The organism is Bradyrhizobium sp. 192 (assembly GCF_023100965.1).
Taxonomy (GTDB): Bacteria; Pseudomonadota; Alphaproteobacteria; order Rhizobiales; family Xanthobacteraceae; genus Bradyrhizobium; species Bradyrhizobium symbiodeficiens.
Window position 1 is genome coordinate 7,300,433 of record NZ_CP064690.1, and the last position, 20,598, is coordinate 7,321,030.

The 20,598-nt window shown below is 64.9% G+C and carries 19 protein-coding genes; 12 read left to right on the forward strand and 7 right to left on the reverse strand.

The window, feature by feature from the left end; all coding sequences use genetic code 11:
- Window positions 1-6: 6 nt before the first annotated feature.
- The 3 genes from IVB24_RS34270 to IVB24_RS34280 are packed head-to-tail and all read left to right on the forward strand — an operon-like array spanning window position 7 to window position 2,848.
- Window positions 7-960, forward strand: a complete 954-nt coding sequence (locus IVB24_RS34270; protein ID WP_247770928.1) for a hemin ABC transporter substrate-binding protein — start codon at window positions 7-9, stop codon at window positions 958-960.
- Window positions 957-2,048 carry an iron chelate uptake ABC transporter family permease subunit gene (locus IVB24_RS34275; RefSeq protein WP_247770931.1) on the forward strand — a complete coding sequence of 364 codons (1,092 nt, stop codon included), beginning with the start codon at window positions 957-959 and terminating at the stop codon, window positions 2,046-2,048. Before IVB24_RS34270 ends, IVB24_RS34275 begins: the two co-directional genes overlap by 4 nt.
- On the forward strand, window positions 2,045-2,848 hold the full coding sequence (locus IVB24_RS34280; protein WP_247770934.1) for a heme ABC transporter ATP-binding protein: 804 nt from the start codon (window positions 2,045-2,047) through the stop codon (window positions 2,846-2,848). The genes IVB24_RS34275 and IVB24_RS34280 overlap by 4 nt, the downstream gene beginning before the upstream one ends.
- 181 nt (window positions 2,849-3,029) lie before the next feature.
- On the opposite strand, the gene IVB24_RS34285 is transcribed toward IVB24_RS34280, so the two are convergent.
- Both IVB24_RS34285 and IVB24_RS34290 read right to left on the reverse strand, forming a co-directional pair.
- Window positions 3,030-4,706, reverse strand: a complete 1,677-nt coding sequence (locus IVB24_RS34285; protein WP_247770937.1) for a mucoidy inhibitor MuiA family protein — start codon at window positions 4,704-4,706, stop codon at window positions 3,030-3,032.
- A 167-nt stretch (window positions 4,707-4,873) separates the two neighbouring features.
- On the reverse strand, window positions 4,874-5,494 hold the full coding sequence (locus IVB24_RS34290; RefSeq protein ID WP_094976922.1) for a response regulator: 621 nt from the start codon (window positions 5,492-5,494) through the stop codon (window positions 4,874-4,876).
- 204 nt (window positions 5,495-5,698) lie between these two features.
- On the opposite strand from IVB24_RS34290, the gene IVB24_RS34295 reads away from it, so the two are divergent.
- Entirely contained in the window at window positions 5,699-6,736 is a 1,038-nt protein-coding gene (locus IVB24_RS34295) for an AraC family transcriptional regulator (protein ID WP_247770940.1), read from the forward strand.
- A 2-nt stretch (window positions 6,737-6,738) separates the two neighbouring features.
- On the opposite strand, the gene IVB24_RS34300 is transcribed toward IVB24_RS34295, so the two are convergent.
- Window positions 6,739-7,950 carry an NnrS family protein gene (locus IVB24_RS34300; RefSeq protein ID WP_247770941.1) on the reverse strand — a complete coding sequence of 404 codons (1,212 nt, stop codon included), beginning with the start codon at window positions 7,948-7,950 and terminating at the stop codon, window positions 6,739-6,741.
- 130 nt (window positions 7,951-8,080) lie between these two features.
- Between IVB24_RS34300 and IVB24_RS34305 the strand changes: the two genes are divergently transcribed.
- Window positions 8,081-8,791, forward strand: coding sequence for a Crp/Fnr family transcriptional regulator (locus tag IVB24_RS34305; protein ID WP_166476109.1), 711 nt, complete (start codon window positions 8,081-8,083; stop codon window positions 8,789-8,791).
- 120 nt (window positions 8,792-8,911) lie between these two features.
- Here IVB24_RS34305 and IVB24_RS34310 read toward each other — a convergent pair whose 3' ends face one another.
- The gene (locus IVB24_RS34310) at window positions 8,912-9,109 is read right to left on the reverse strand and encodes a DUF1858 domain-containing protein (protein ID WP_028140266.1); all 198 of its coding nucleotides are present in this window, start codon (window positions 9,107-9,109) and stop codon (window positions 8,912-8,914) included.
- Window positions 9,110-9,246: 137 nt separating this feature from the next.
- The gene (hemN, locus tag IVB24_RS34315; protein WP_247770943.1) at window positions 9,247-10,599 is read right to left on the reverse strand and encodes an oxygen-independent coproporphyrinogen III oxidase; all 1,353 of its coding nucleotides are present in this window, start codon (window positions 10,597-10,599) and stop codon (window positions 9,247-9,249) included.
- 206 nt (window positions 10,600-10,805) lie between these two features.
- Between hemN and IVB24_RS34320 the strand changes: the two genes are divergently transcribed.
- From IVB24_RS34320 to IVB24_RS34330, 3 genes are all read left to right on the forward strand, one after another.
- Window positions 10,806-11,006, forward strand: coding sequence for a hypothetical protein (locus IVB24_RS34320; protein ID WP_094976917.1), 201 nt, complete (start codon window positions 10,806-10,808; stop codon window positions 11,004-11,006).
- Between the two features lie 288 nt (window positions 11,007-11,294).
- Window positions 11,295-12,392: a copper-containing nitrite reductase gene (gene nirK, locus IVB24_RS34325; RefSeq protein ID WP_162308734.1), complete on the forward strand. Its 1,098-nt coding sequence runs from the start codon at window positions 11,295-11,297 to the stop codon at window positions 12,390-12,392.
- Between the two features lie 52 nt (window positions 12,393-12,444).
- Entirely contained in the window at window positions 12,445-13,323 is an 879-nt protein-coding gene (locus IVB24_RS34330; protein WP_247770945.1) for an SUMF1/EgtB/PvdO family nonheme iron enzyme, read from the forward strand.
- A 200-nt stretch (window positions 13,324-13,523) separates the two neighbouring features.
- On the opposite strand, the gene IVB24_RS34335 is transcribed toward IVB24_RS34330, so the two are convergent.
- Complete coding sequence (locus IVB24_RS34335; RefSeq protein WP_094976913.1) at window positions 13,524-14,174, reverse strand: CoA transferase subunit B; 651 nt, start codon at window positions 14,172-14,174, stop codon at window positions 13,524-13,526.
- Window positions 14,174-14,911: a CoA transferase subunit A gene (locus IVB24_RS34340; protein ID WP_247770948.1), complete on the reverse strand. Its 738-nt coding sequence runs from the start codon at window positions 14,909-14,911 to the stop codon at window positions 14,174-14,176. Before IVB24_RS34340 ends, IVB24_RS34335 begins: the two co-directional genes overlap by 1 nt.
- Window positions 14,912-15,183: 272 nt before the next feature.
- Here IVB24_RS34340 and IVB24_RS34345 point away from each other — a divergent pair, with 272 nt between their 5' ends.
- The 4 genes from IVB24_RS34345 to IVB24_RS34360 all read left to right on the forward strand — a co-directional run bounded on the left by IVB24_RS34345 (window position 15,184) and on the right by IVB24_RS34360 (window position 20,574).
- Window positions 15,184-17,112, forward strand: coding sequence for an AsmA family protein (locus IVB24_RS34345; protein ID WP_162406788.1), 1,929 nt, complete (start codon window positions 15,184-15,186; stop codon window positions 17,110-17,112).
- Window positions 17,113-17,356: 244 nt separating this feature from the next.
- Window positions 17,357-18,742: an ABC transporter substrate-binding protein gene (locus tag IVB24_RS34350; RefSeq protein ID WP_094976910.1), complete on the forward strand. Its 1,386-nt coding sequence runs from the start codon at window positions 17,357-17,359 to the stop codon at window positions 18,740-18,742.
- A gap of 96 nt (window positions 18,743-18,838) precedes the next feature.
- Complete coding sequence (locus IVB24_RS34355; RefSeq protein WP_094976909.1) at window positions 18,839-19,711, forward strand: sugar ABC transporter permease; 873 nt, start codon at window positions 18,839-18,841, stop codon at window positions 19,709-19,711.
- A complete protein-coding gene (locus IVB24_RS34360) occupies window positions 19,708-20,574 on the forward strand; it encodes a carbohydrate ABC transporter permease (RefSeq protein ID WP_247770951.1) in 867 nt (288 codons plus the stop codon). The genes IVB24_RS34355 and IVB24_RS34360 overlap by 4 nt, the downstream gene beginning before the upstream one ends.
- Window positions 20,575-20,598 lie beyond the last annotated feature (24 nt).

A 20,598-nucleotide genomic window follows, 5' to 3' on the forward strand; every position in this document is an offset into this window, starting at 1 on the left:
CCTGCAATGACATTTTGCCGCACCCTCAAATGCCTCCTGCTCTCCAGTACGATCGCGCTCGCCCCAGTCGCGCACGCCGCCGGCATCACCGTGCATGACGCGCGCAATCGCGACATCGCCGTGACCGACGTCGCGCGCACGGTTTCGATCGGCGGCGCCATCACCGAGATCATCTATGCGCTTGGGCTCGAGAACCGGCTCGTCGGCATCGACACCACGAGCCTCTATCCAGCAGCGGCGCTGCACGACAAACCCAATGTCGGCTACATGCGCCAGATCTCCGCCGAAGGCGTGCTGGGCCTCAACCCCACCCTGATCCTGGCGATCCAGGGCTCGGGCCCGCGCGAGACCATGGACATCCTGGAGACTGCGAAGGTGCCGCTGGTGCTGGTGCCCGACACCTTCTCCGAGGACGGCCTGATCGAGAAGATAAGGCTGGTCGGCCACGCCATGGGCGTCGACGCGCGCGCCGCGTGCCTGAGCGCCGCCGTCGGCGCCGATCTTGCGCAGCTTCGCGCCCTGCGTGCCAGGGTGACCAAGCCGGTACGCGTGATGTTCGTGATGTCGCTCCAGAACGGACGCGCCTTGGTCGCCGGCCACAAGACCGCGGCCGACGAGATCATCCGGCTCGCCGGCGCCGCCAACGCCATCGACGAATTCGACGGCTACAAGATCATCGGCGACGAGGCCATCGCGGCGGCAAGACCCGACGTCGCGCTGTCGATCGAACGCGGCAAGGATTCGCTTTCAGCCGACGCGATCTTTGCCCATCCCGGCTTCGCCCTGACGCCGGTCGCGGCCAACAAGAGCTTCATCACGATGGACGGGCTCTATCTGCTCGGCTTCGGACCGCGCACGGCGGCGGCGGCGCGCGATCTCTCGGTCAAGCTCTATCCGTCATTGGCCGGACCTGGCGCTGCATTCACCTCGGCGCTGTCGGCGGCGAATTGCCGGCAATGAGCGTGGCAATCGGCACTGAAGCGCATGGCTTGGGACGACGCGCCAGCACGCGACGGCGGGCCGCATCGCTCGCCATCCCTCTCCTGATCGCGGTGCTCGCGGTCGCCGCGGTCGTGGCGCTTGGCTTTGGCGCCGCCGGCATTCCCCTCTCCCGCCTGCCTGCCGCACTCGGGCTATCGGGCGAAGGCACGGCCATGACGGCCCGCGACCAGCTCGTGCTGTGGTCGATCCGCGTCCCCCGGATCGCGGCAACGGCAATGGTCGGCGGCCTGCTCGCCGCGGCCGGCGCGATCATGCAAGGACTGTTTCGCAACCCGCTCGCCGATCCCGCGCTGGTCGGCGTCTCCAGCGGCGGTGCGCTCGCAGCCGCAAGCGCGATCGTGTTCACCGATTCCCGCTTCGGCGAGATGCTGCGCTTCCTCCAGACTGAGCTGCTGCCGCTCGCCGCGTTCGCGGGATCGCTGGCCACGACCGCGATCCTCTACGGCATCTCGAGCCGATCGGGTCGCACCTCGATCGCGGTCTTCCTGCTCGCCGGCGTCGCCATCACCGCGATCGCCAATGCCGGCATCGGACTTCTGGTATTCGTCGCCGACGACCGTCAGCTTCGCGACATCACGTTCTGGATGCTGGGCTCAATGAGCGGCGTGACCTGGACCAAGGCCGCCGTGCTCGCGCCGATCCTCGTCATCGGGCTAACCGCCTGCACCTTCATCGCGCGCGGCCTCGATCTCCTGGTGCTCGGCGAGGCCGACGCCTTTCACGGCGGCATCGACGTCGAGCGTCTCAAGCGGATCTCGATCGTCATGGTCTCCGCCATGACCGGCGTCGCGGTGTCGATCAGCGGCGTCATCGGCTTTGTCGGCATCGTCGTGCCGCATCTGCTCCGTCTCGTCATTGGCCCTGCGCATCGGTTGCTGTTGCCGGCCTCGGTGCTATCAGGCGCGATCCTGATGGTCGGCGCCGACACGCTGGCGCGCACCATCGTGGCGCCGGCGGAGATGCCGATCGGCATTCTGACCGCAGCGGTCGGCGCGCCGTTGTTCCTCTTCATCCTGCTGCGGCAGCGCGGGCTCGCCTCGTTATGAGTGCCGTGATCGAGGCGCGGGCTTTAAGCAAGCGCGCCGGCCGCGCGACGCTGCTCGATGGCGTCGGCCTGACCGTTGCGGCCGGCGAAATGGTCGCGATCATCGGCCCGAACGGCGCCGGCAAGTCGACCCTGCTACGGCTGCTCTCCGGCGATCTCCGGCCGAATGCTGGAGAGGTCCGCCTTAAACAGCGCGATATCAGCAGCTATGCACCCCGCGAGCTCGCCGCGCGCCGCGCCATGCTGTCCCAGCACATCAATGTCACCTTCCCCTTCACCGTCGAGGAGATCGTGCTGATGGGCGCGGGCGAGCGCAGCGCGCGTGAAGCAGGCTCGCTCGTCGACGCTGCCCTCGACGAGGTTGGGCTTGCGCATTTCCGCGAACGGCAATTGCCGACGCTGTCAGGCGGCGAGCAGCAGCGCGCCCATTTCGCCCGCGTGCTGGTGCAGCTCGCCTGCGGCGAAGCCGAGCATGGTCCGGGACTTCTGCTGCTGGACGAGCCGACCTCGAGCCTGGATCTGCGTCACCAGATCGACCTGGTCGAGGCCGCGCGCCGCCGTGCTGCCGGCGGCACGGCCGTGATCGCGATCCTGCACGACCTCAATCTCGCGATCCGCTTCGCCGAACGGCTCGTCGTGCTGGCCGGTGGCAAGCTCGCCGCAGACGGCTCGCGCGCCGATGTCGTCACCCGCGAGACCATCCGCGACATTTTCGAGATCGACGCCGTCGTCCATCAGGGCGATGACGGCGTGCCATACGTATTGCCGCAATCGATGCGGGCGGTTGAGACCGGAATTTAGCCCGCAGCCAAACGAGTCGCACTGCTTCTGCGAAGGCGGTCCGCTCCCTCCCTCCCCAGCTTGCGGGGGAGGGTTGGGGAGAGGGTGTCTCCACAATCGAGAACCCCCAAGAGGACAGAGCCCTCACCCCAGCCCTCTCCCGCAAGCGGGAGAAGGAGTGCACTTTCCTTCGTGGCTAAATCTACCCCGCCGGGACGATCACCATGCTCTTGTCCTTCGGCCAGCGGATGCGCCAGGCGAAGTTGATATCCTTGACCTCGCCCGGTTTGGCGTCGAACGACCATTCCAGCACGCCGCGCTTGTCGCGAATGTTGCTGGCGGTAGGCGGCGTGGTCGCGGGCAGCATCTCGACGACGATGTCCTCGCTCTCGCTGACCGGCAGCTGATCCTCGATCGCGACCTTGATCGGGAAGTCGTGGCCGTTTCGGATCGTGGTCTTGAACGTGCGCTCGTCGGTCTTGGACGTCGTGACCAGCAGGCCTGCCGACCCCTCGTTGCGCTTGAGCACCGCGCGCTCGATCCTGATCTTGTCGTCGGCGCCGAAGCCGAGCCGCACGATGTCGTCCTTGGCGGAAGCGGAGAGCTTGCCGCGACCGACGAAGACGCCGTCGCGGTAGATCGCGACCTTGCCGGGCAGCAGCGCCGTGTCGTCGGTCTGCTTGAAGCTGGCTTCGAGGAAGGCGGTGGGGTCGATCACCGGAGCCGCGCGCACGGCGAGATCGGCGGGCACGGTCATGGCCGCGATGCGCATGCTCTTGGCACCCTCCTGGGCGCCGAGGCTGACGCGGCCGGGGATCTTGAACGTGGCCTGGAAGCCGCCGATCTCGGCAACGGCCTGCTGCTCATCGGCACGTTCGCGCGGCTCGGCCGACTCCGCGATCTTGGCCATCGATGGCGATTGCACCTGGCGCAGAACTGGTGCGGGCCGCGCCAGATCGGAGACTGAACCCGCCGCCATCGGCTTTGGCAGCTGAGGATATTGCGCCACCAGCGAGTTCAATTCCGGCGCACTGCCGCCGCGGCCGATCCGCACCGTGGAGACGCCAAGCGCAACGTTCGACCAATCCTCGCCGGTCGATTGCGTGATCTCGGCGCGACGAACGAGCTCGAGCAGCGGCTTGCGGTCCTTGGCGCCGGTGTCGAGCCGGGCATCGTACAGCGGTACCCAACGCGCATTGCGTACGGCATAAGTCACGCGCAACGTCGCCTTCGTCGCAGCCGTCGCGGCAACATCCATGCGAACCTCGAGCTTGCTCGGCGGCTTGGCCTTGCGCTCCACCTCGAACTGGGCGATCTGCCGGTCGATCTCCCGCATCTTGCGCGTGGCGTCACGGACGGCGGTATCGGCGCTCGCAATATCTTCGCCGACCGCAGCAAAGGCCGCGCGCCATTCCGCGATCGGCCGCGCCTCGCCCTTGTCGCCGATACCCGCGGGAGAGGCTTCCGCAAAGTGCTCCGCAAACTTGCGCCGCGCATTCGCCGAGTCGATCGCGCCTTGCAAATCGGCGCGCTGATCGTTCAATGCCTCGATGCGCTTGTCCAGTTCAGGCAGGTTGACCGGCGCGGCGCGCGGCGACCGCGCATCGATCGTGCCGATGGTGAGCTTTGCGCCACCCTCACCCTCGACCCGGATGGAGGAGGTATCGAGACCAAGCGGGAAATCCTTGGCAACCAGCGTCGAATCTCCGGACGGCAGGTCGACCGCGATGACACGGGTGACGGTGGCGCCGTCGGGGTAAACCGTGACGGTGTCGATCGCCGATGTGGCGTCCAGGTCGGCGGCCCATGACGGCGCCCCCGCCGCCATGGTGACCAGAACCAGGCTCGTCGTTGCCAGATATCTTGCGGTGATGCGCATGAAGTCCCTCCTGCGGTATCGCCGCGCCGCCAGCCGGACGCGCGCGATCAAATGCCTCGCCAACTTGGTTGGACGCGGCACGGAAGGAACTGGTTCGATTGGGGTTTCCGTGGGGCGCCGTGGCGGCGGCACCAAGGCCGCGGAACGTCTCGCAATGCCGGCAGGTCTCAGGCCTGGACCGATGCCCCCTGTCCGAAAATGCGGCGAAGCAGATCGGTCACGTTCCTGGCTCCGGCTTTCTTGAGGATGCCGGCGCGATAACCCTCGACGGTCCGCGCGCTCAGATGCATGCGCCGGGCGATCTCCTTGTTGGTGAGGCCGGCAGCGAGGTGCTCGAGCACGTCGCCTTCACGCTCGGTCAAGGGCTCGCAGCCGGGCAGCCAGCGCTGCCGGCTCGTGCCGGGTTGCGCGAATTCGTCGATGGCGGCGTCGATCCGGCCGATGATGTCGTGGGTGCGGAACGGTTTTTCGATGAAGTCGGCCGCGCCGCTCTTGATGGCGTCGACCGCCATGGCGATGCTGCCATTCGCCGAGGTCACCAGCACCGGCGCCATGCAGTTTTCCTCGCGCAGCCGCCTCAGCATATCGAGGCCGGAGCGATCGGGCGGCAGCTCCATCAACACGCAGGCCGGCATCCGCGCCTTTGCTTCGGACAGGAGTGAGGCACCGTCAGCGAAGCAGATCACGTCATAGGCGCTCTGTTGGAGCGCGGTCGAAAGTTGTTCGCGGGAGGCAGCGTCGGTGTCGATGACGAATACCTCGCCCTTGGAAAGCATGTTCCCCGGCATAATCCCGATCCAGCAATGTCTTGGTCAATGGTCCGAGACGGAAGGCGGGCCCCATCGCCCTGCCGCGCCGTCATGAGCATGGCATTCACGCCAATGCTTCGGTTTCCCCTATGTATGTTCCGGCCGGTTCCTGGATTTGACGAACCGGGACAGAAACTTTACATTTCGGGACATCTGCGAGAATGGCTGGCAGGAACGGTTTGCATGACCGACCTCGTTCGCAGCGCGGGCTTGAGCTATTACCCGGAGATCGCCCGGTCGGTCGGGCTCGATCCCAAACAGATGATGCGCAAGGCCAGGCTGCCGCTCGCCTGCCTCGACAAGCCCGACACACCCATCGCCGTTGCCGGCCTGCGCCGGCTGCTTGAATTGTCGGCAGAGACGTCCGGCGCCGAAGATTTCGGCTTGCGCCTCGCCGAGCGCGGCGGCCTGACCAATTTCGGCGCGGTCGGCCTGATCGTGCGCGAGCAGGCGACCGTGGGCGAAGCAATCGAAGCATTCTCGCGCTTCATCCACGTCCATCATGACGGCATGCGGCTGGATGTTGCCCGCGACGGGCAGATCGTGACGGTCACGCTGCACCTGCGAGGCCGGCAGCCGATCCCGCCGCGCCAGTCGATCGACATGGCGCTCGGCAGCATCCACCGCATCATCCAGTCGCTGTACGGCCAAGACTGGCGGCCGCAGGAGGTCCACCTGCATTATCCGCCGCCGCGCGATCGCAAGCGCTACCGCGAATTTTACGGCTGCCGCGTGACGTTCAACGCCGAAGCCGATGCGATCCTGCTGTCCGCGAACGACATGGAGCGCCGGATCCCGAGCGCGCATCCCCTGATCGCGACTTATCTGCGCAAGCGGATCGAGGCGATCGAGACCCGACCGGCAAGTTGGGAAGAGAAGGTCGACGAGGTCGTGCGGACCCTGCTCGCCAGCGGCGACTGCACCGTCGAGCGCGTCGCCGAGCATCTTGCCTGCACCCGCCGTACCATCCACCGGCATCTGGCCGAAGCCGGCACCAGCTTCTCGGCCATCCTGGATGCGCAGCGCGCCGATCTCGTGATCCAGCTGATCGAGGATCCCGACCGGCCGCTGGCCGACATCGCGACCCAGCTCGGCTTCTCCGCGCAGAGCGCCATGGCGCGCTGGTTTCGCGGGCGCTTCGGCTGCACCATCACCGACTGGCGCAAGGGCGTGCGGCCACAGGGGCCCCCTGCCGATACGCCCTCCGCGACCGCAGCCTGAACTCAGCGCGCCGGCGCCGGCACGCCCATCGTGGCGAGGGCACGCCGCCGGCTGCCCGCGAGCAGCGGGCCGAACGCGACGGCAAATCCGAGGAACGCGACGAGCCAGCCACAGGCAGCGACGTGCAACAACGCATCGCTGTGCGCGGGCAACACCACGGCGGCGACCCGCGCCAGGGCCGCAATGATGATGGCGGCATAGATTCCCTGGACCGCCGGCGAAGCGGTCAACGCCTGTCCGGTATGGCCGAGGCTCGCGCGGGTCATCACCGCCAGCGTCATGGTTCCCGCCGCACCCGTCATCCAGGCGTGGATGCCTGCGCTCGGCGGCAGCGCGCCGAAAACCGCCAGCGCGTTCAGGATGAAGCCGAGCGGCACGAAGAAATAGCCAATATGCAGGATCACCAGCAGTCGCTCGCGAAAAGTGCGATCGCCGGCCCAGCGCGCAAGCCGTACCAGATGCAGCCCGCCGACGAGCGCCATCAGGACACCGGTGACGGCATTCAGCGGCGCCACGATCCAGGAGATGAGCGCGAGCGCGCTGCATCCGATCACTGCGCCATCGAAGCGTCCGAACGGCACCGGCAGTCGGCCGGGATTGAACTTGACCAGCCAGTTGCGGGTGAAGCTCGGAATGATGCGGCCGCCGATCAGCGAGATCAGAAGCGTGACCACACCGATGCCGACACGGATGCTGACATCGGCCGCGCCCTGATAGTGCACCTCGAGATGAAAAGCGACATTGCCGGCGAGCAGAACAAACACCAGCACCACCACGGGCAGGTTGCGCCAGTTGCCGCCTGCGATGATCTCGCGCGCCGCGGCGGCGACGACCAGTGCCAGGAAGGCGGCATCGACGAGAAGCGCGAATGCCCAGCCAGTGTCGGCCGACAACGTCACCGCGACACGCCCGGCAAGCCAGACCGACACCAATGCAGCCAGCGAGGTGCCCTGGATCGGCAGCCGCCCGGTCCAGTTCGGGATGGCCGTGAACAGGAACCCGGTGATCACCGCCGGCAGGAAGCCATAGAGCATCTCGTGGACGTGCCAGTCGCGCGGCGCGAACGCGGAACTCACCGACAATTCGCCATAGAACATCGGCAGCCAAGCCAGGATCGACAGCCCCGCCTGGATCGCGGCGAGCAGGAAAAAGGGCCGAAAACTATTCGCAAACAGCGGCCAGCCCTCATACTTGCGGGATCGGGTGCCAGCCATGGGGTCAACTCCAATAAATTCAGATCGTTGTCTGGAAAAATACTGCCAGTCGGCCGTTCCGTTTTGCGCTATCGCAAACATCAGGACGATTGCAGGTGCCATCACACTCCCGAGCGCCAAGGAGGCTGAATTGGCCAAGGTCGACACATCGCTGGTTGCGCATTTGCCGCTGTTTGCCGGGGTCACGCCGGAAGCGCTGGACGAGATCCTGCGTGAGGCCCGTTCGGCGCGTTATCCCAAGAACAGTGCCATTTTCGAGCAGGGTGCGGACGCACAGTCCTTCTTCCTACTGCTGCACGGCCATGTCCGCGCTGCGAAGACCACGCCGACCGGCGAGCAGATCGTGGTCCGCTACGTCGCGCCCGGCGAAACGTTCGGGCTCGCCATGGCGATCGGGGCCGCGCGATATCCGGCGACAGCGATCGCGGTCGACGACAGCGTGGTGCTGATCTGGCCAACCTCGGCCTGGCCGCGCCTGGTCGAGCGATTTCCCTCGCTTGCCGCCAACACGCTCCAGACCGTCGGTACGCGGCTCCAGGAGAGCCACACCCGCATCCTGGAAATGTCGACGCAGCAGGTCGAGCAGCGCGTCGCACATGCGCTGCTGCGCCTCGCCAAGCAATCCGGCAAGAAGCTCGACCACGGCATCGAGATCGACTTCCCGATCAGCCGCCAGGACATCGCCCAGATGACCGGCACCACGCTGCACACGGTCAGCCGCATCCTGAGCGGATGGGAGAGCCAGGGCCTCGTCGAGAGCGGCCGTCAGCGCATCATCCTGCGCGAACCGCACAGGATCGTCGTGCTGGCGGAGCGGAGCGCCGACAGCGGCGCGGCATGACAGCCGCACCGGGACATCTCCGCACAGGATAGGTCGAGATAGGGGTGAGGGCGCTTCCGCTTACGGCGAAAGCCGCCCCTCACCCGGGAAACCGCGCGCCCGCGCGAATTCCAGACTGCTTCACGCCGGCACGCAATCGCACAATGCGGCGAGGAATTTTTCGCGGTCGATGCCATGCTCGCGGCAGGCGTCATCCACCGTGTGGAAGGTTGCGATCGGGCAACCGACACAAGCCATCCTGAAGGCCAGAAACACGCGGATCGTGTGCGGCGCCGTGCGCATGATGTCATCGACCAGATCGTCGGATCCGAAAGACATGGACAACTCCGTTCCGACACGACGATAATGGAGGGAAGCGGAGTTTCTTTGTGGCAGCGCAAGCTGGTGCGGCTTCTCTCCGCCGTCACTCCCGGGCGCGCCTCTTGGCGCGAGCCCGGAATGACAAGCGGAAGACTTTACACAGCCCGGCTGTGCAGCTGCTTCGCCGGATTGAGATGCGCGTCGAACGCGGCCGCGACGCTGCGGACCAGGAAGCGCGAATCCTTTGCAACTGCGAGGCGGTTGCCGTCCAGCCGCACGACGCCGTCGGAAATCAGCGGCTTCAGGCGCGATGCCGAGTCCAGCATCGCTCCTGCTTCTGCACCATGGCGCGCGCAGATATCGCCGAGGTCGGCGCTGAACTCGCACATGATGCGCTCGATGATGTCCGCGCGCAGCCGGTCGTCGTCGGTGAGCCCATAGCCCTTGGCGGTGGCGGGACGGCCGGCAGCGATGCTCTGTGCATAGGCGCCGATCTGCACCTCGTTCTGGACGTAACCCTGCGGCAGATGCCCGATCGCGCTGGCGCCGAAACCGAGCAGGACTTCGCTCTTGTCAGTGGTGTAGCCCTGAAAATTGCGCCGCAGCGTCCGTTCCTCGAAGGCCACCGCCATGGAATCGCCGGGGCGGGCGAAATGATCGAGGCCGATCTGCACGTAACCGGCCTCCTTCAATGCATTCGCGATCGCGCAGGCCTGGTCGTGGCGTGCGAGGCCGTCAGGCAACACAGCCTCGTTGATCATCTGCTGGTGCTTCTTGAAGCCAGGCACATGAGCATATCCGAACACGGAGAAGCGGTCGGGCGCGAGCGTGAGGCTGCGCCGGACGGTATCCAGACACGACGCGACGGTCTGGTGCGGCAGGCCGTAGATCAGGTCGAAGTTAAGTCCCGCGATGCCGGCGCGCCGGAGCATGTCGACCACGGAAGCCGTCTGCTCGAAGCTCTGCACGCGGTTGATCGCCCGCTGCACCACGGGATCGAAGCTCTGCACGCCAAGGCTGGCGCGGTTCACCCCGGAGAGCCGCATGGCATCGACCATGTCGGCGGTCAATGTGCGGGGATCGATCTCGACCGCGATCTCGGCCGAGGGCAGCACGAAAAACTTCTGGCGCATCGTCGCCATCAACTCGGCGAAAGCTTCCGGCTGCATGATCGTCGGCGTGCCGCCGCCGAAATGGATGTGCTCAACCTTGATGCGGCGGCCGATGGTTTCGGCGACCTGCGCGATCTCGTCGCGCAGCGTCCGCTGATAACCGGCGACGAGCTCGTCGCGGCGGACGATCTGGGTATGGCAGCCGCAGTACCAGCACATCTCGCGGCAGAACGGCACGTGGAGATAGAGCGAGGCGCTTACACCCGCCGGCAGCTCTGCCAGCCACCGGGCGTACGTGTCCGGACCGATAGCCGACGAGAAATGCGGTGCGGTGGGATAGCTCGTGTAGCGTGGCAATCGCTCTTCGCCGTAGCTCGCCGCAAGATCAGCTCTCATATCTTACCCATTCGTAAATTTCCGCCGTGTGCAGAACTCACGGCAAATCACGGAATGCACTCCATTACCTTGGATCCGAGGAGGCGACCTTGCGCTCGCGCAAAGTCGGCCGGGCGTGCCCGCCGAAAATTGCGCTCGCGCAAAGCGCAGCGGCCGGTTCGGGGCCATGTTTACGGCAATTCGCACGCCATCCGGAGCGTTTGCCCATGAGGCTTCTCGCACTCGAACTGATCTTCTCCCTGCTCGACGTCCGCGGTCATATCCCGCGTTTCGACGATTTCCGCCCAGCCCCGGTCGCACCGGCCCCGGCCAGCGCCGCGCGCGCCCTGGCCGCCGCAATCACCGTCCTCGTCGTGCTGTCGCTGGCGATCTGGGCTGCGGTCCGGCTCGCTGCACATCTCTTCTAGCCGCATCTTCTCCGCGGCCCCGATCATGATCTCATCCAAGCGCGCGTTCGCCGGCACGATCAATCCTGGCATGCCTTGTCGCGTCGGCCGCCTTTGCAGGCCCTCGACATCCGCGTCACGCCGTCGGATGCGGCTAACGTGGTGTCACCGATCCAGCTCCCGTTGAAACACCTAGGTGCTGTTGCGGAGCTGAATCCGGCAATACCTTGTCGCAGCGCAAACACGCTTGCCGCGATCGGCGCACACTGCATCCGTCATCAAAACCTTTCCAGATGAAGGATGCTTCCGATGTTCACCCGCAGAGCCGCATTGATCAGCGCCGCCGCGACAGCCTTGATGCTGGCGACCCCCGCCTTGGCTGCCGAAGATCTCAAACTGCCGCGCCAGAAGGTGGAGCTGGTCGCCCCGCCGTTCGTGCATGCGCACGAGCAGGCGACCAAGCAAGGCCCCAAGATCATCGAGTTCACGCTCACGATCGAGGAGAAGAAGGTCGTCATCGACGAGAAGGGCACTACCTTCCAGGCGATGACCTTCAACGGCTCGATGCCCGGCCCGCTGATGGTGGTGCATGAGGGCGACTACGTCGAAACGACGCTGGTCAATCCCGCCACCAACACGATGCCGCACAACATCGACTTCCATTCGGCGACCGGCGCGCTCGGCGGCGGCGCGCTCACGCTGATCAACCCCGGCGAGCAGGTCGTGCTGCGCTGGAAGGCGACCAAGACCGGCGTGTTCGTCTATCACTGCGCCCCGGGCGGCCCGATGATCCCCTGGCACGTCGTCTCCGGCATGAACGGCGCCGTGATGGTGCTGCCGCGCGATGGCCTCAACGACGGCAAGGGTCACGCGCTGAAATACGACAAGGTGTACTATGTCGGCGAGCAGGACATGTATGTGCCGCGCGACGAGAAGGGCAATTTCAAGTCCTACGACTCGCCGGGCGAAGCCTTCACCGACACCGAAGAGGTGATGAAGAAGCTGATCCCCTCCCATGTCGTGTTCAACGGCAAAGTCGGCGCGCTCACCGGCAAGGACGCACTGACCGCAAAGGTCGGCGAGAATGTGCTGATCGTGCATTCGCAGGCCAATCGCGACAGCCGTCCGCATCTGATCGGCGGCCATGGCGACTATGTCTGGGAGACCGGCAAGTTCGGCAATGCACCCGAGGTCGGGCTCGAGACCTGGTTCATCCGCGGCGGTTCGGCGGGAGCTGCGCTGTACAAGTTCATGCAGCCCGGCATCTACGCCTACGTCACGCATAATCTGATCGAGGCCGCAGACCTCGGCGCCACCGCGCACTTCAAGGTCGAGGGCAAGTGGAACGACGATCTGATGACCCAGGTGAAGGCACCCGCGGAAATCCCGGCCGCCAACACCAACTAGACGCGACGAGGGGCTGGTCATCACCGGCCCCTCCTTCCTTCGGGGATCGACCATGCTGATCGCGTTCAAGCTCAAACTCGCACTCGCCTGCGCCGCCGGGCTGGCAGGCCCGATCGCGATGGCGCCGCTGGTCTCGGACATGGCCGTCCACGGCGCGGTGACCGAGCCTGCGATCGTCAGGGTCGCAGCGGGAAGCCTGTCCTATCGCGAGGCCGGCGATTTCACGCGCGGCGGGCAGCAGGCGGAAGCGCCGCTGCGCGCGATGCGCGTCGACCGTCCCCTGCACATCATGCGAAACCAGGTCTCGTCGTCCGACTATCAGCTTTGCGTGCAGGACGGCGCCTGCCGCGCGCTTGATCGCGACGTCGCCGTCGCTCCCGATCGCCCCGCGGTACAGGTGAGCTGGCACGATGCCGAAGCCTATGCAGGCTGGTTGTCGCGCAAGACAGGCCAGCATTACCGCTTGCCGAGCGATGCCGAATGGGCTTTTGCGGCCGGCTCCAAATTCAGGGATGATGGTGTCGCGGTCGATGCCGACGATCCTTCAAAACGCTGGATCAGCCGCTATGAACGCGAATCCGAACGTGACCTCTCCGACACCACGGCCTATCCGTTCGGCAAGTTCGGCCCGAACGAGCACGGCGTCGAAGACCTCGCCGGCAACGTCTGGGAGTGGACCTCGACCTGCTTCGTGCGCTCGCGCGTCGACGCTTCAGGCAATGCCGGCCGCCCCACCGTGAACTGCGGCGTGCGTGTCGCCGAGGGCGCCCACCGCGCCTATGTCACCGACTTCATCCGCGACGCCCGCGCCGGCGGCTGCGCCCAGGGCGTACCGCCTGCCAATCTCGGCTTCCGCCTGGTGCGCGAGGAAACGTCATGGGTTGCAAGCGTGTCGGCACGATGGAGCAAGATGCGGGCGGCGCGGTCGTGAAGTGCGGGCGAGATCGCGTAGCCCGGGTGAGCGAAGCGACACCCGGGAATGTCCCGCATGTCGCTTCGCTCATGCGGGCTACGACACCAAGGGCGCAATGACCGCGTGGAGGCATGCGCGCGAAGGCCTTTCCAACGTCGTCCTTCAAACGAAAATGGCCGGGACGAAGCCCGGCCATTTCATAATGATTCGCGAAGACCTTACGTGTTCTTCAGCGCGACGCGGAATTCGGCTTCGGTCTTGGCCTTGACCTCGTCGAGCGAGACGCCGTCGGCGAGCTCGATCAGGGCCATGCCGCCGTCGCCGTGCTTGTCGATGGTGAAGACGGCGAGATCCGTGACGACCATGTCGACCACGCGCTCGCCGGTCAGCGGCAGGTTGCACTGCTTGAGGAGCTTGGAGCCGTCCTTGGCCGAATGCTCCATCACCACGACGACGCGCTTGACGCCGGCGACGAGATCCATCGCGCCGCCCATGCCCTTGACCATCTTGCCGGGGATCATCCAGTTGGCGAGGTCGCCGTTCTGGGCCACCTGCATGGCACCGAGGATCGACAGGTCCATGTGGCCGCCGCGGATCATGCCAAACGAATCCGCGCTGGAGAAATACGAGGTCGAAGGCAGCTCGCTCACGGTCTGCTTGCCGGCGTTGATCAGGTCGGCATCTTCCTCGCCCTCATAGGGGAACGGACCCATGCCGAGCATGCCGTTCTCGCTCTGCAGGCTGACATCGACCCCGTCGGGGATGTAGTTCGAGACCAGCGTCGGGATGCCGATGCCGAGATTGACGTAATAGCCGTCGCGCAGTTCCTTTGCGGCGCGTGCGGCCATCTGTTCACGGGTCCAGGCCATCAGATTTCAACTCCAGTGCCGGCGACCGGCGCCTTGGTCGGACGCGGGCGGGTGTTGCGGAATTCGATGCGCTTCTTGGCCGTGCCGACCTCGATGATGCGCTTCACGAAGATGCCGGGCGTGTGGATGTGGTCGGGATTGAGTTCGCCGGCCGGAACCAGATGCTCGACCTCGGCCACCGTGACCTTGGCGGCGGTCGCCATCATCGGGTTGAAGTTGCGCGCGGTCTTGCGATAGATGAGATTCCCGGCGGTGTCGCCCTTCCAGGCGTGTACGATGGCGAGGTCGGCGAACAGGCCGCGTTCCATCAGATACTTCTCGCCGTCGAACTCCTTCACTTCCTTGCCTTCGGCGATCAGCGTGCCGACGCCGGTCTTGGTGTAGAAGGCCGGAATGCCGGCGCCGCCGGCGCGGATGCGCTCGGCCAGCGTGCCCTGCGGATTGAATTCGAGTTCCAGCTCGCCGGCGAGGAATTGCTGGGCGAACAGCTTGTTCTCGCCGACATAGGACGAGATCATCTTCTTGATCTGCCGGGTCTCCAGGAGACGGCTGAGGCCGATGCCGTCGACGCCGGCATTGTTGGAGACGACCGTCAGGCCCTTGACGCCGGCCTCGCGGATCGCGTCCGACAGCTCCTCGGCGATGCCGCAGAGGCCAAAGCCTCCCGACATGATCATCATGTTGTCTTTCAAAATGCCTGACAGAGCCGACTTGGCGTCGGGATAGACCTTGTTCATGCAAATAACCTTCGACTGAACCTTCGGCTTGGAGGCGTCGCGCCCTATTGGCGGCGATTATTAGGCGAAATCCTCCAAAGCCGTCAATGATACGGGGTTCTCCACACCGCGCCCGGGTGATAGAAGCTGCCCACACCGTGGGCAGAACCGTCCGCGGCCTTGAAAGCGACAAGAAAAACCATCAAGTTGCGGGGGTTGGGCGTGGGCACGCAGGTTTCCCGACCCGCCCTTCTGGCTCCCACGACCAACCCGATCAGGACATGCCATTGACCATGGCCCAAGGAATGAAGCGCCTCGGGACGCCGATCGCGGCGCTGCTCGGCGTTGCGCTGATCGCCCTGATCGCGACCTCATGGCTCATCAACCGCGACGCGCTGCGCAAGGCGGTCGAAGCGCAGATCCGCGACGTCACCGGGCTCGAACTCAGTGTCGCAGGCGCGATCGACATCTCGGTGCTGCCGGCGAGCTACATTTCCTTCCGTGACGTCCGCCTCAAGGGCGGCGGCACCAGCGATCCCGCGCTCCAGGTCGACGTGCTCACCGCCAATCTGCGGCTGCTGCCGTTGCTGCTGCAACGGTTCGAGATCGCCGACCTGACGTTGCTGCGGCCGCGCATCCATGTCAGCCTGAAGCCGGACGGCCAGAGCAACTGGACGCCGTTCATCCAGACCATCGCGCGCACCATGAAGCCCGGTGCCGAGAATCAGGTCTCGTTCTCCGAAATCCGGATCCAGGACGGCGTGCTCGATTACGAGGACGCCGCCACCCACGGCACCGAGAAGTTCGAGGACATCGACCTGTCGTTGGCTTGGCCCTCGATCTCGCGTTCCTTCGCTGCGACCGGACAGTTCGACTGGCGCGGCGAGCGTGTCGACGGCTCGATCAGTTTTTCCGATTTCGTCGCCGCCCTCTCCGGGGAGCGCTCGGGGTTGAAGGCGCGGATCGCCAGCGCGCCGCTCAAGCTCGCCTTCGACGGCAGCGTGGCCAACCGCACCAGCCCGATGATGGAAGGTATGCTGACGGTCGACAGCCCATCCTTGCGCAACGCGCTGCGCTGGACCGGGCAGCCGCAGCCCGCCAGCGGCGGCTTCGGCCGCTTCGTGCTGAAAGCGCGCGCCAACGTCGTGGGCGCCTCGATCGCGCTCACCAACGTCAATGTCGAGCTCGACGGCAACGCCGCCGAGGGCGTCATGACCTACGCCAATAACGGCCGGCAGACGCTGCAGGCGACGCTTGCCGCCGACGCACTCGACTTCACACCTTATATCTCGACCTTCCGCCTGCTCGCGAGCGGCGCGCGGGACTGGAACAGGCAGCTGTTCGATCTCAACGGATTGTCGACGACCGACCTCGACATGCGCCTGTCGGCGGCAAAGCTGACGGTCGGACCGACCAAGCTCGGCCGCACTGCGATCGGCGCCAATTTGCGCAACGGCACGCTGGCGCTCTCGGTCGGCGAGGCACAGGTCTATGGCGGCATCGCCAAGGGCTCGTTCGGCATCGCGCGCTCCGACACCGTCGCCGACATCAAGGCGCAATTCCAGTTCACCGACGTCGATCTCCAGGCCTGCGCCGCCGAACTTTTCGGCCTCAACAAGCTGTCCGGCCGCGGCAATATCAACGTGTCGCTCTTCGCTTCGGGATCGAGCCCGTTCGGTCTCGTGCAATCGCTCGACGGCAGCGCCACCGTCACCGGTCACGACGGCGCGATCGCGGGTTTCAATGCCGAGCAATTGCTGAAGCGCCTGGAGCGGCGGCCGCTGTCGGGCGGCGGCAATTTCCGTAACGGTTCGACGCCTTACAACAATCTCACCATCGCCGTGAAATTCTCCGATGGGGTCGCCACCGCCGAGGACATCCGTGTCGAAGGGCCGGCGGCGAAGATCACGCTCACCGGCACCGCCTCGGTGCCGACGCGCGAATACGACATGAAGGGCGTGGCGAGCCTCAACAGCACGTCGGGCTTCGAACTGCCATTCGTGGTGCAGGGCCCGTGGGACGATCCCCTGATCTTCCCCGATCCGGAAAGCCTGATCCGCCGCTCGCCGGCCTCCGCGCCGCTGCTCGACATGCTGAAGGACCGTAAGGGCGGCGACGCCGTGCGCTCCGCGATCGAACGCATCACGGGAAGCGGAAAGCGTCCCGCGCCGGCGGAAGCGCCGACGGCGGAAAATTCCAAAGAGAACGCCAAGTCCAACTAACAGGTCCAACTCAGCTGACGTGTGACCCAGGTGAGTTTCAGCTGAGGACGGCGACTCTCCGGCCCGACCATCGCGAATTGATCCGGCCGAATTGATGCGACGATTGGATCGATGCACACGTTAAGCATCCGCTCTGGCCCGCTCCCACGACCCAGGTCTGACAAGATGCGTTGATTGCGCTACCATCCTGCGCTAGTGTTTTATACGACCGGTTAAAAACACCGGCCGTTTGAGGGAGAAAAACGTGAAATCCAAGGTTATTGGCGCAGTATCACTGGCGGTCGCTGCGGCCGGGCTGTTTGCAGCCGCTGCACCCGCATTTGCGCAGCAGAAGACGATCACGGTCTGGTGGGGCAAGGGCTTCTATCGTTCCGAAGACGACGCGCTGCTCGAGACGATCAAGAAGTTCGAAGCCAAGACCGGCATCAAGGTCGAATTGTCGCAATACGCGATCCAGGACATGATTCCGAAGACGGTCGCCGCGCTCGATGCCGGCACCGTGCCCGATGTCGCCTATTCCGACTCTTATGACGTGCAGGCGCAGGGCAAGTGGGCCTATGAGGGCAAGCTCGAGGATCTCTCCGACGTGATGGAGCCGATCAAGGGCCGGTTCGTGCAGAACACGCTGGATGCGTCGATCCTCTACAACGACGTCACCAAGAAGAAGGCCTATTACGGCTTCCCGCTGAAGCAGCAGAGCATGCACGTCCAGATCTGGAACGACATGCTGGAGAAGGCCGGCTTCAAGCAGGCCGATATCCCGAACGACTGGGCCGGCTACTGGACGTTCTGGTGCGACAAGGTGCAGCCCGGGATCCGCAAGGCGACCGGACAGCGCGTTTACGCCGTCGGCCAGCCGATGGGCGTGGAATCCACCGACGCGTTCCAGTCGTTCTACACCTTCATGGACGCCTACCACGTCAAGCTGGTCGACGATGACGGCAAGCTCACGGTCGACGATCCCAAGGTTCGCGAGAACCTGATCCACGCGCTGAAGGACTATACCGACACCTACATCAAGGGCTGCACGCCGCCCTCCTCCACGACCTGGAAGGATCCCGACAACAACGTCGCCTTCCACAACAAGACGATCGTGATGACCCACAACTTCACGATCTCCATCGCGGCGAAGTGGTACGAAGACTCGCAGAATCAGGCTCTCACACCCGAGCAGCGCGAGGCCGGCAAGAAGGCCTATGAGCAGGACATCATCACGGCATCCTTCCCCAAGGCGCCCGATGGTTCGACCATCAAGTACCGCTCCGACGTCAAGACCGGACTGGTTTTCACCGCGGCCAAGAACAAGGCCGAGGCCAAGCAGTTCATCAGCTTCCTGCTCCAGGAAGAGAACGTGCGTCCCTATATCGAGGGCGCGCTCGGCCGCTGGTTCCCGGTGACGAAGGAAAGCCAGGAAAGCCCGTTCTGGCAGGCTGACAAGCACCGCAAGGCCGTCTATGCGCAGTTCAAGGGCGGCACCGCGGCGTTCGACTTCACCAAGAACTGGAAGTTCACGATTCTCAACAACGAGAACGTGTGGGCGAAGGCGATGAACCGCGTCGTCAGCGAGAAGGTTCCCGTCGACAAGGCCGTCGACGAACTGATCGCCCGCATCAAGCAGGTCGCGGGTTAAATCATCCTCTCCCTCTCCCCGCCTCGCGGGGAGAGGTGCTAGAACAACCACCGGCCGCGTTTCGCGGCCGGCTTCTCTTTGAAGAGTCCGAAAAGAATGGCGATCACGCTCTCTGGCGATCAGGCCCTCCCCGGCCCGCCCCTGTCGTCGCGACTGACCCCGGCACAGATCTGGGGCATCGCGCTGCTCGCGCCCTATCTGCTCGTTTTCCTGGCCTTCGTCGTCTATCCCGTCTGCTACGGGCTGTGGCTGGCGCGCGCTCCGTCGAACTATGTAGCGCTCTACAACGACCCAATCTTCGCGCGCGCCGCGGTCAACACGCTGATTTTCCTGGTCATCGGCATCAACATCAAGATGCTGATCGCGCTGTTCCTGTCCGGCTTCTTCGCCCAGCAGCGCACCTGGATCAGATGGCTCTCGGTGATCTTCATCCTGCCCTGGGCGGTGCCGTCGATCCCGACCATCCTGTCAGTGCGCTTCATGCTCAATCCCGAATGGGGTATGATCAACCACTACATCTTCTCCTTGACCGGCGATGACGGCCCGAACTGGCTGAACGATCCGACCGTGGCGCTGACCATGGCGATCGCCGTGCACATCTGGAAGTCGCTACCGTTCTGGACGCTGATCCTGATGACCGGCCGGCTGGCGATCGCGCAAGACCTGTTCGAGGCGGCCGAGGTCGACGGCGCGAGCTGGTGGCAGAAATTCCGCTTCATCACCTGGCCGTCGATGCAGACGCTCTACATCACCTGCACGCTGCTCTCGATGATCTGGACGCTCGGCGACTTCAACAGCGTCTACCTGCTCACCGGCGGCGGCCCTGCAGACCTCACGCACGTGTTGTCGACGCTCGGCATCCGCTATCTCCGGCTCGACCAGCTTTCGCTCGCGATGGCCTCCATCGTCTGCGCGATACCGTTCGTCCTGCCGCTGATGTACTTCATGATGAAACGGCTATCCCGATGAAGCTTCCTGGCGTAAGCGAATTTTCCTGGCGCGACGTTGCAACCGAAGCGCGGTTGCTGCTGATCGGTATTCCCGTTTTCATCTGGACGATGATCCCGATCTACCACATGTTCCTGTTCGCGATCTCGCCAAAGGAGGACGCGTTCTCGGGTAAGCTGTGGCCGGATCATCCGACGCTGCACAACTTCGAAATCGTGTTCAAGCAACAGCATTACTTCCTCCGCGACTTCTACGTCCAATTTTGGAATTCCCTCGTTATCGCGACAGCCGTCGGCGTGCTGACCCTGGTCATCGCCACCGCGGCGGCGTTCTCGATCTCCCGGCTGCGGGTGCCGGGCGGACGCATCGTGATGAACCTGGCGCTGTTCACCTATTTCATCCCCGCGGCGTTCCTGGCCGTGCCGATGTACCGCACCATGGGCAATTACGGCCTGCTCAACAATCACTGGTCGCTGATCCTGGCCATGGTGACGATTGCCAGCCCTTACGCGATCTGGGTGCTCAAGCAGGCCTCCGACAAGCTGCCGGTCGAACTGGACGAGGCTGCGGTGATGGACGGTGCCACGACGCTGCAGATCTTCCGGCTGGTCTATCTGCCGCTGATGATGCCGTCGCTGGTCGCGATCGGCACTTATGCGGTGCTGCTGGCCTGGAACGAATATCTCTACGCGTTCCTGCTGCTGTCGAACGACCGCGAGCTCACGCTGCCCGTCGCACTCGGCAACTTCCTCGCCGCCGACGACTCACCCTGGGAGCTGCTGATGACCACCGGCTTCATCTACGCACTGCCGCCGGCCGCGGTCTACTACGCCTTCCGCCGCTACATGGTGGGCGGGCTCACGGCGGGTGCGGTGAAGTCCTGACTATTCACACATCTTTCCGGGGCG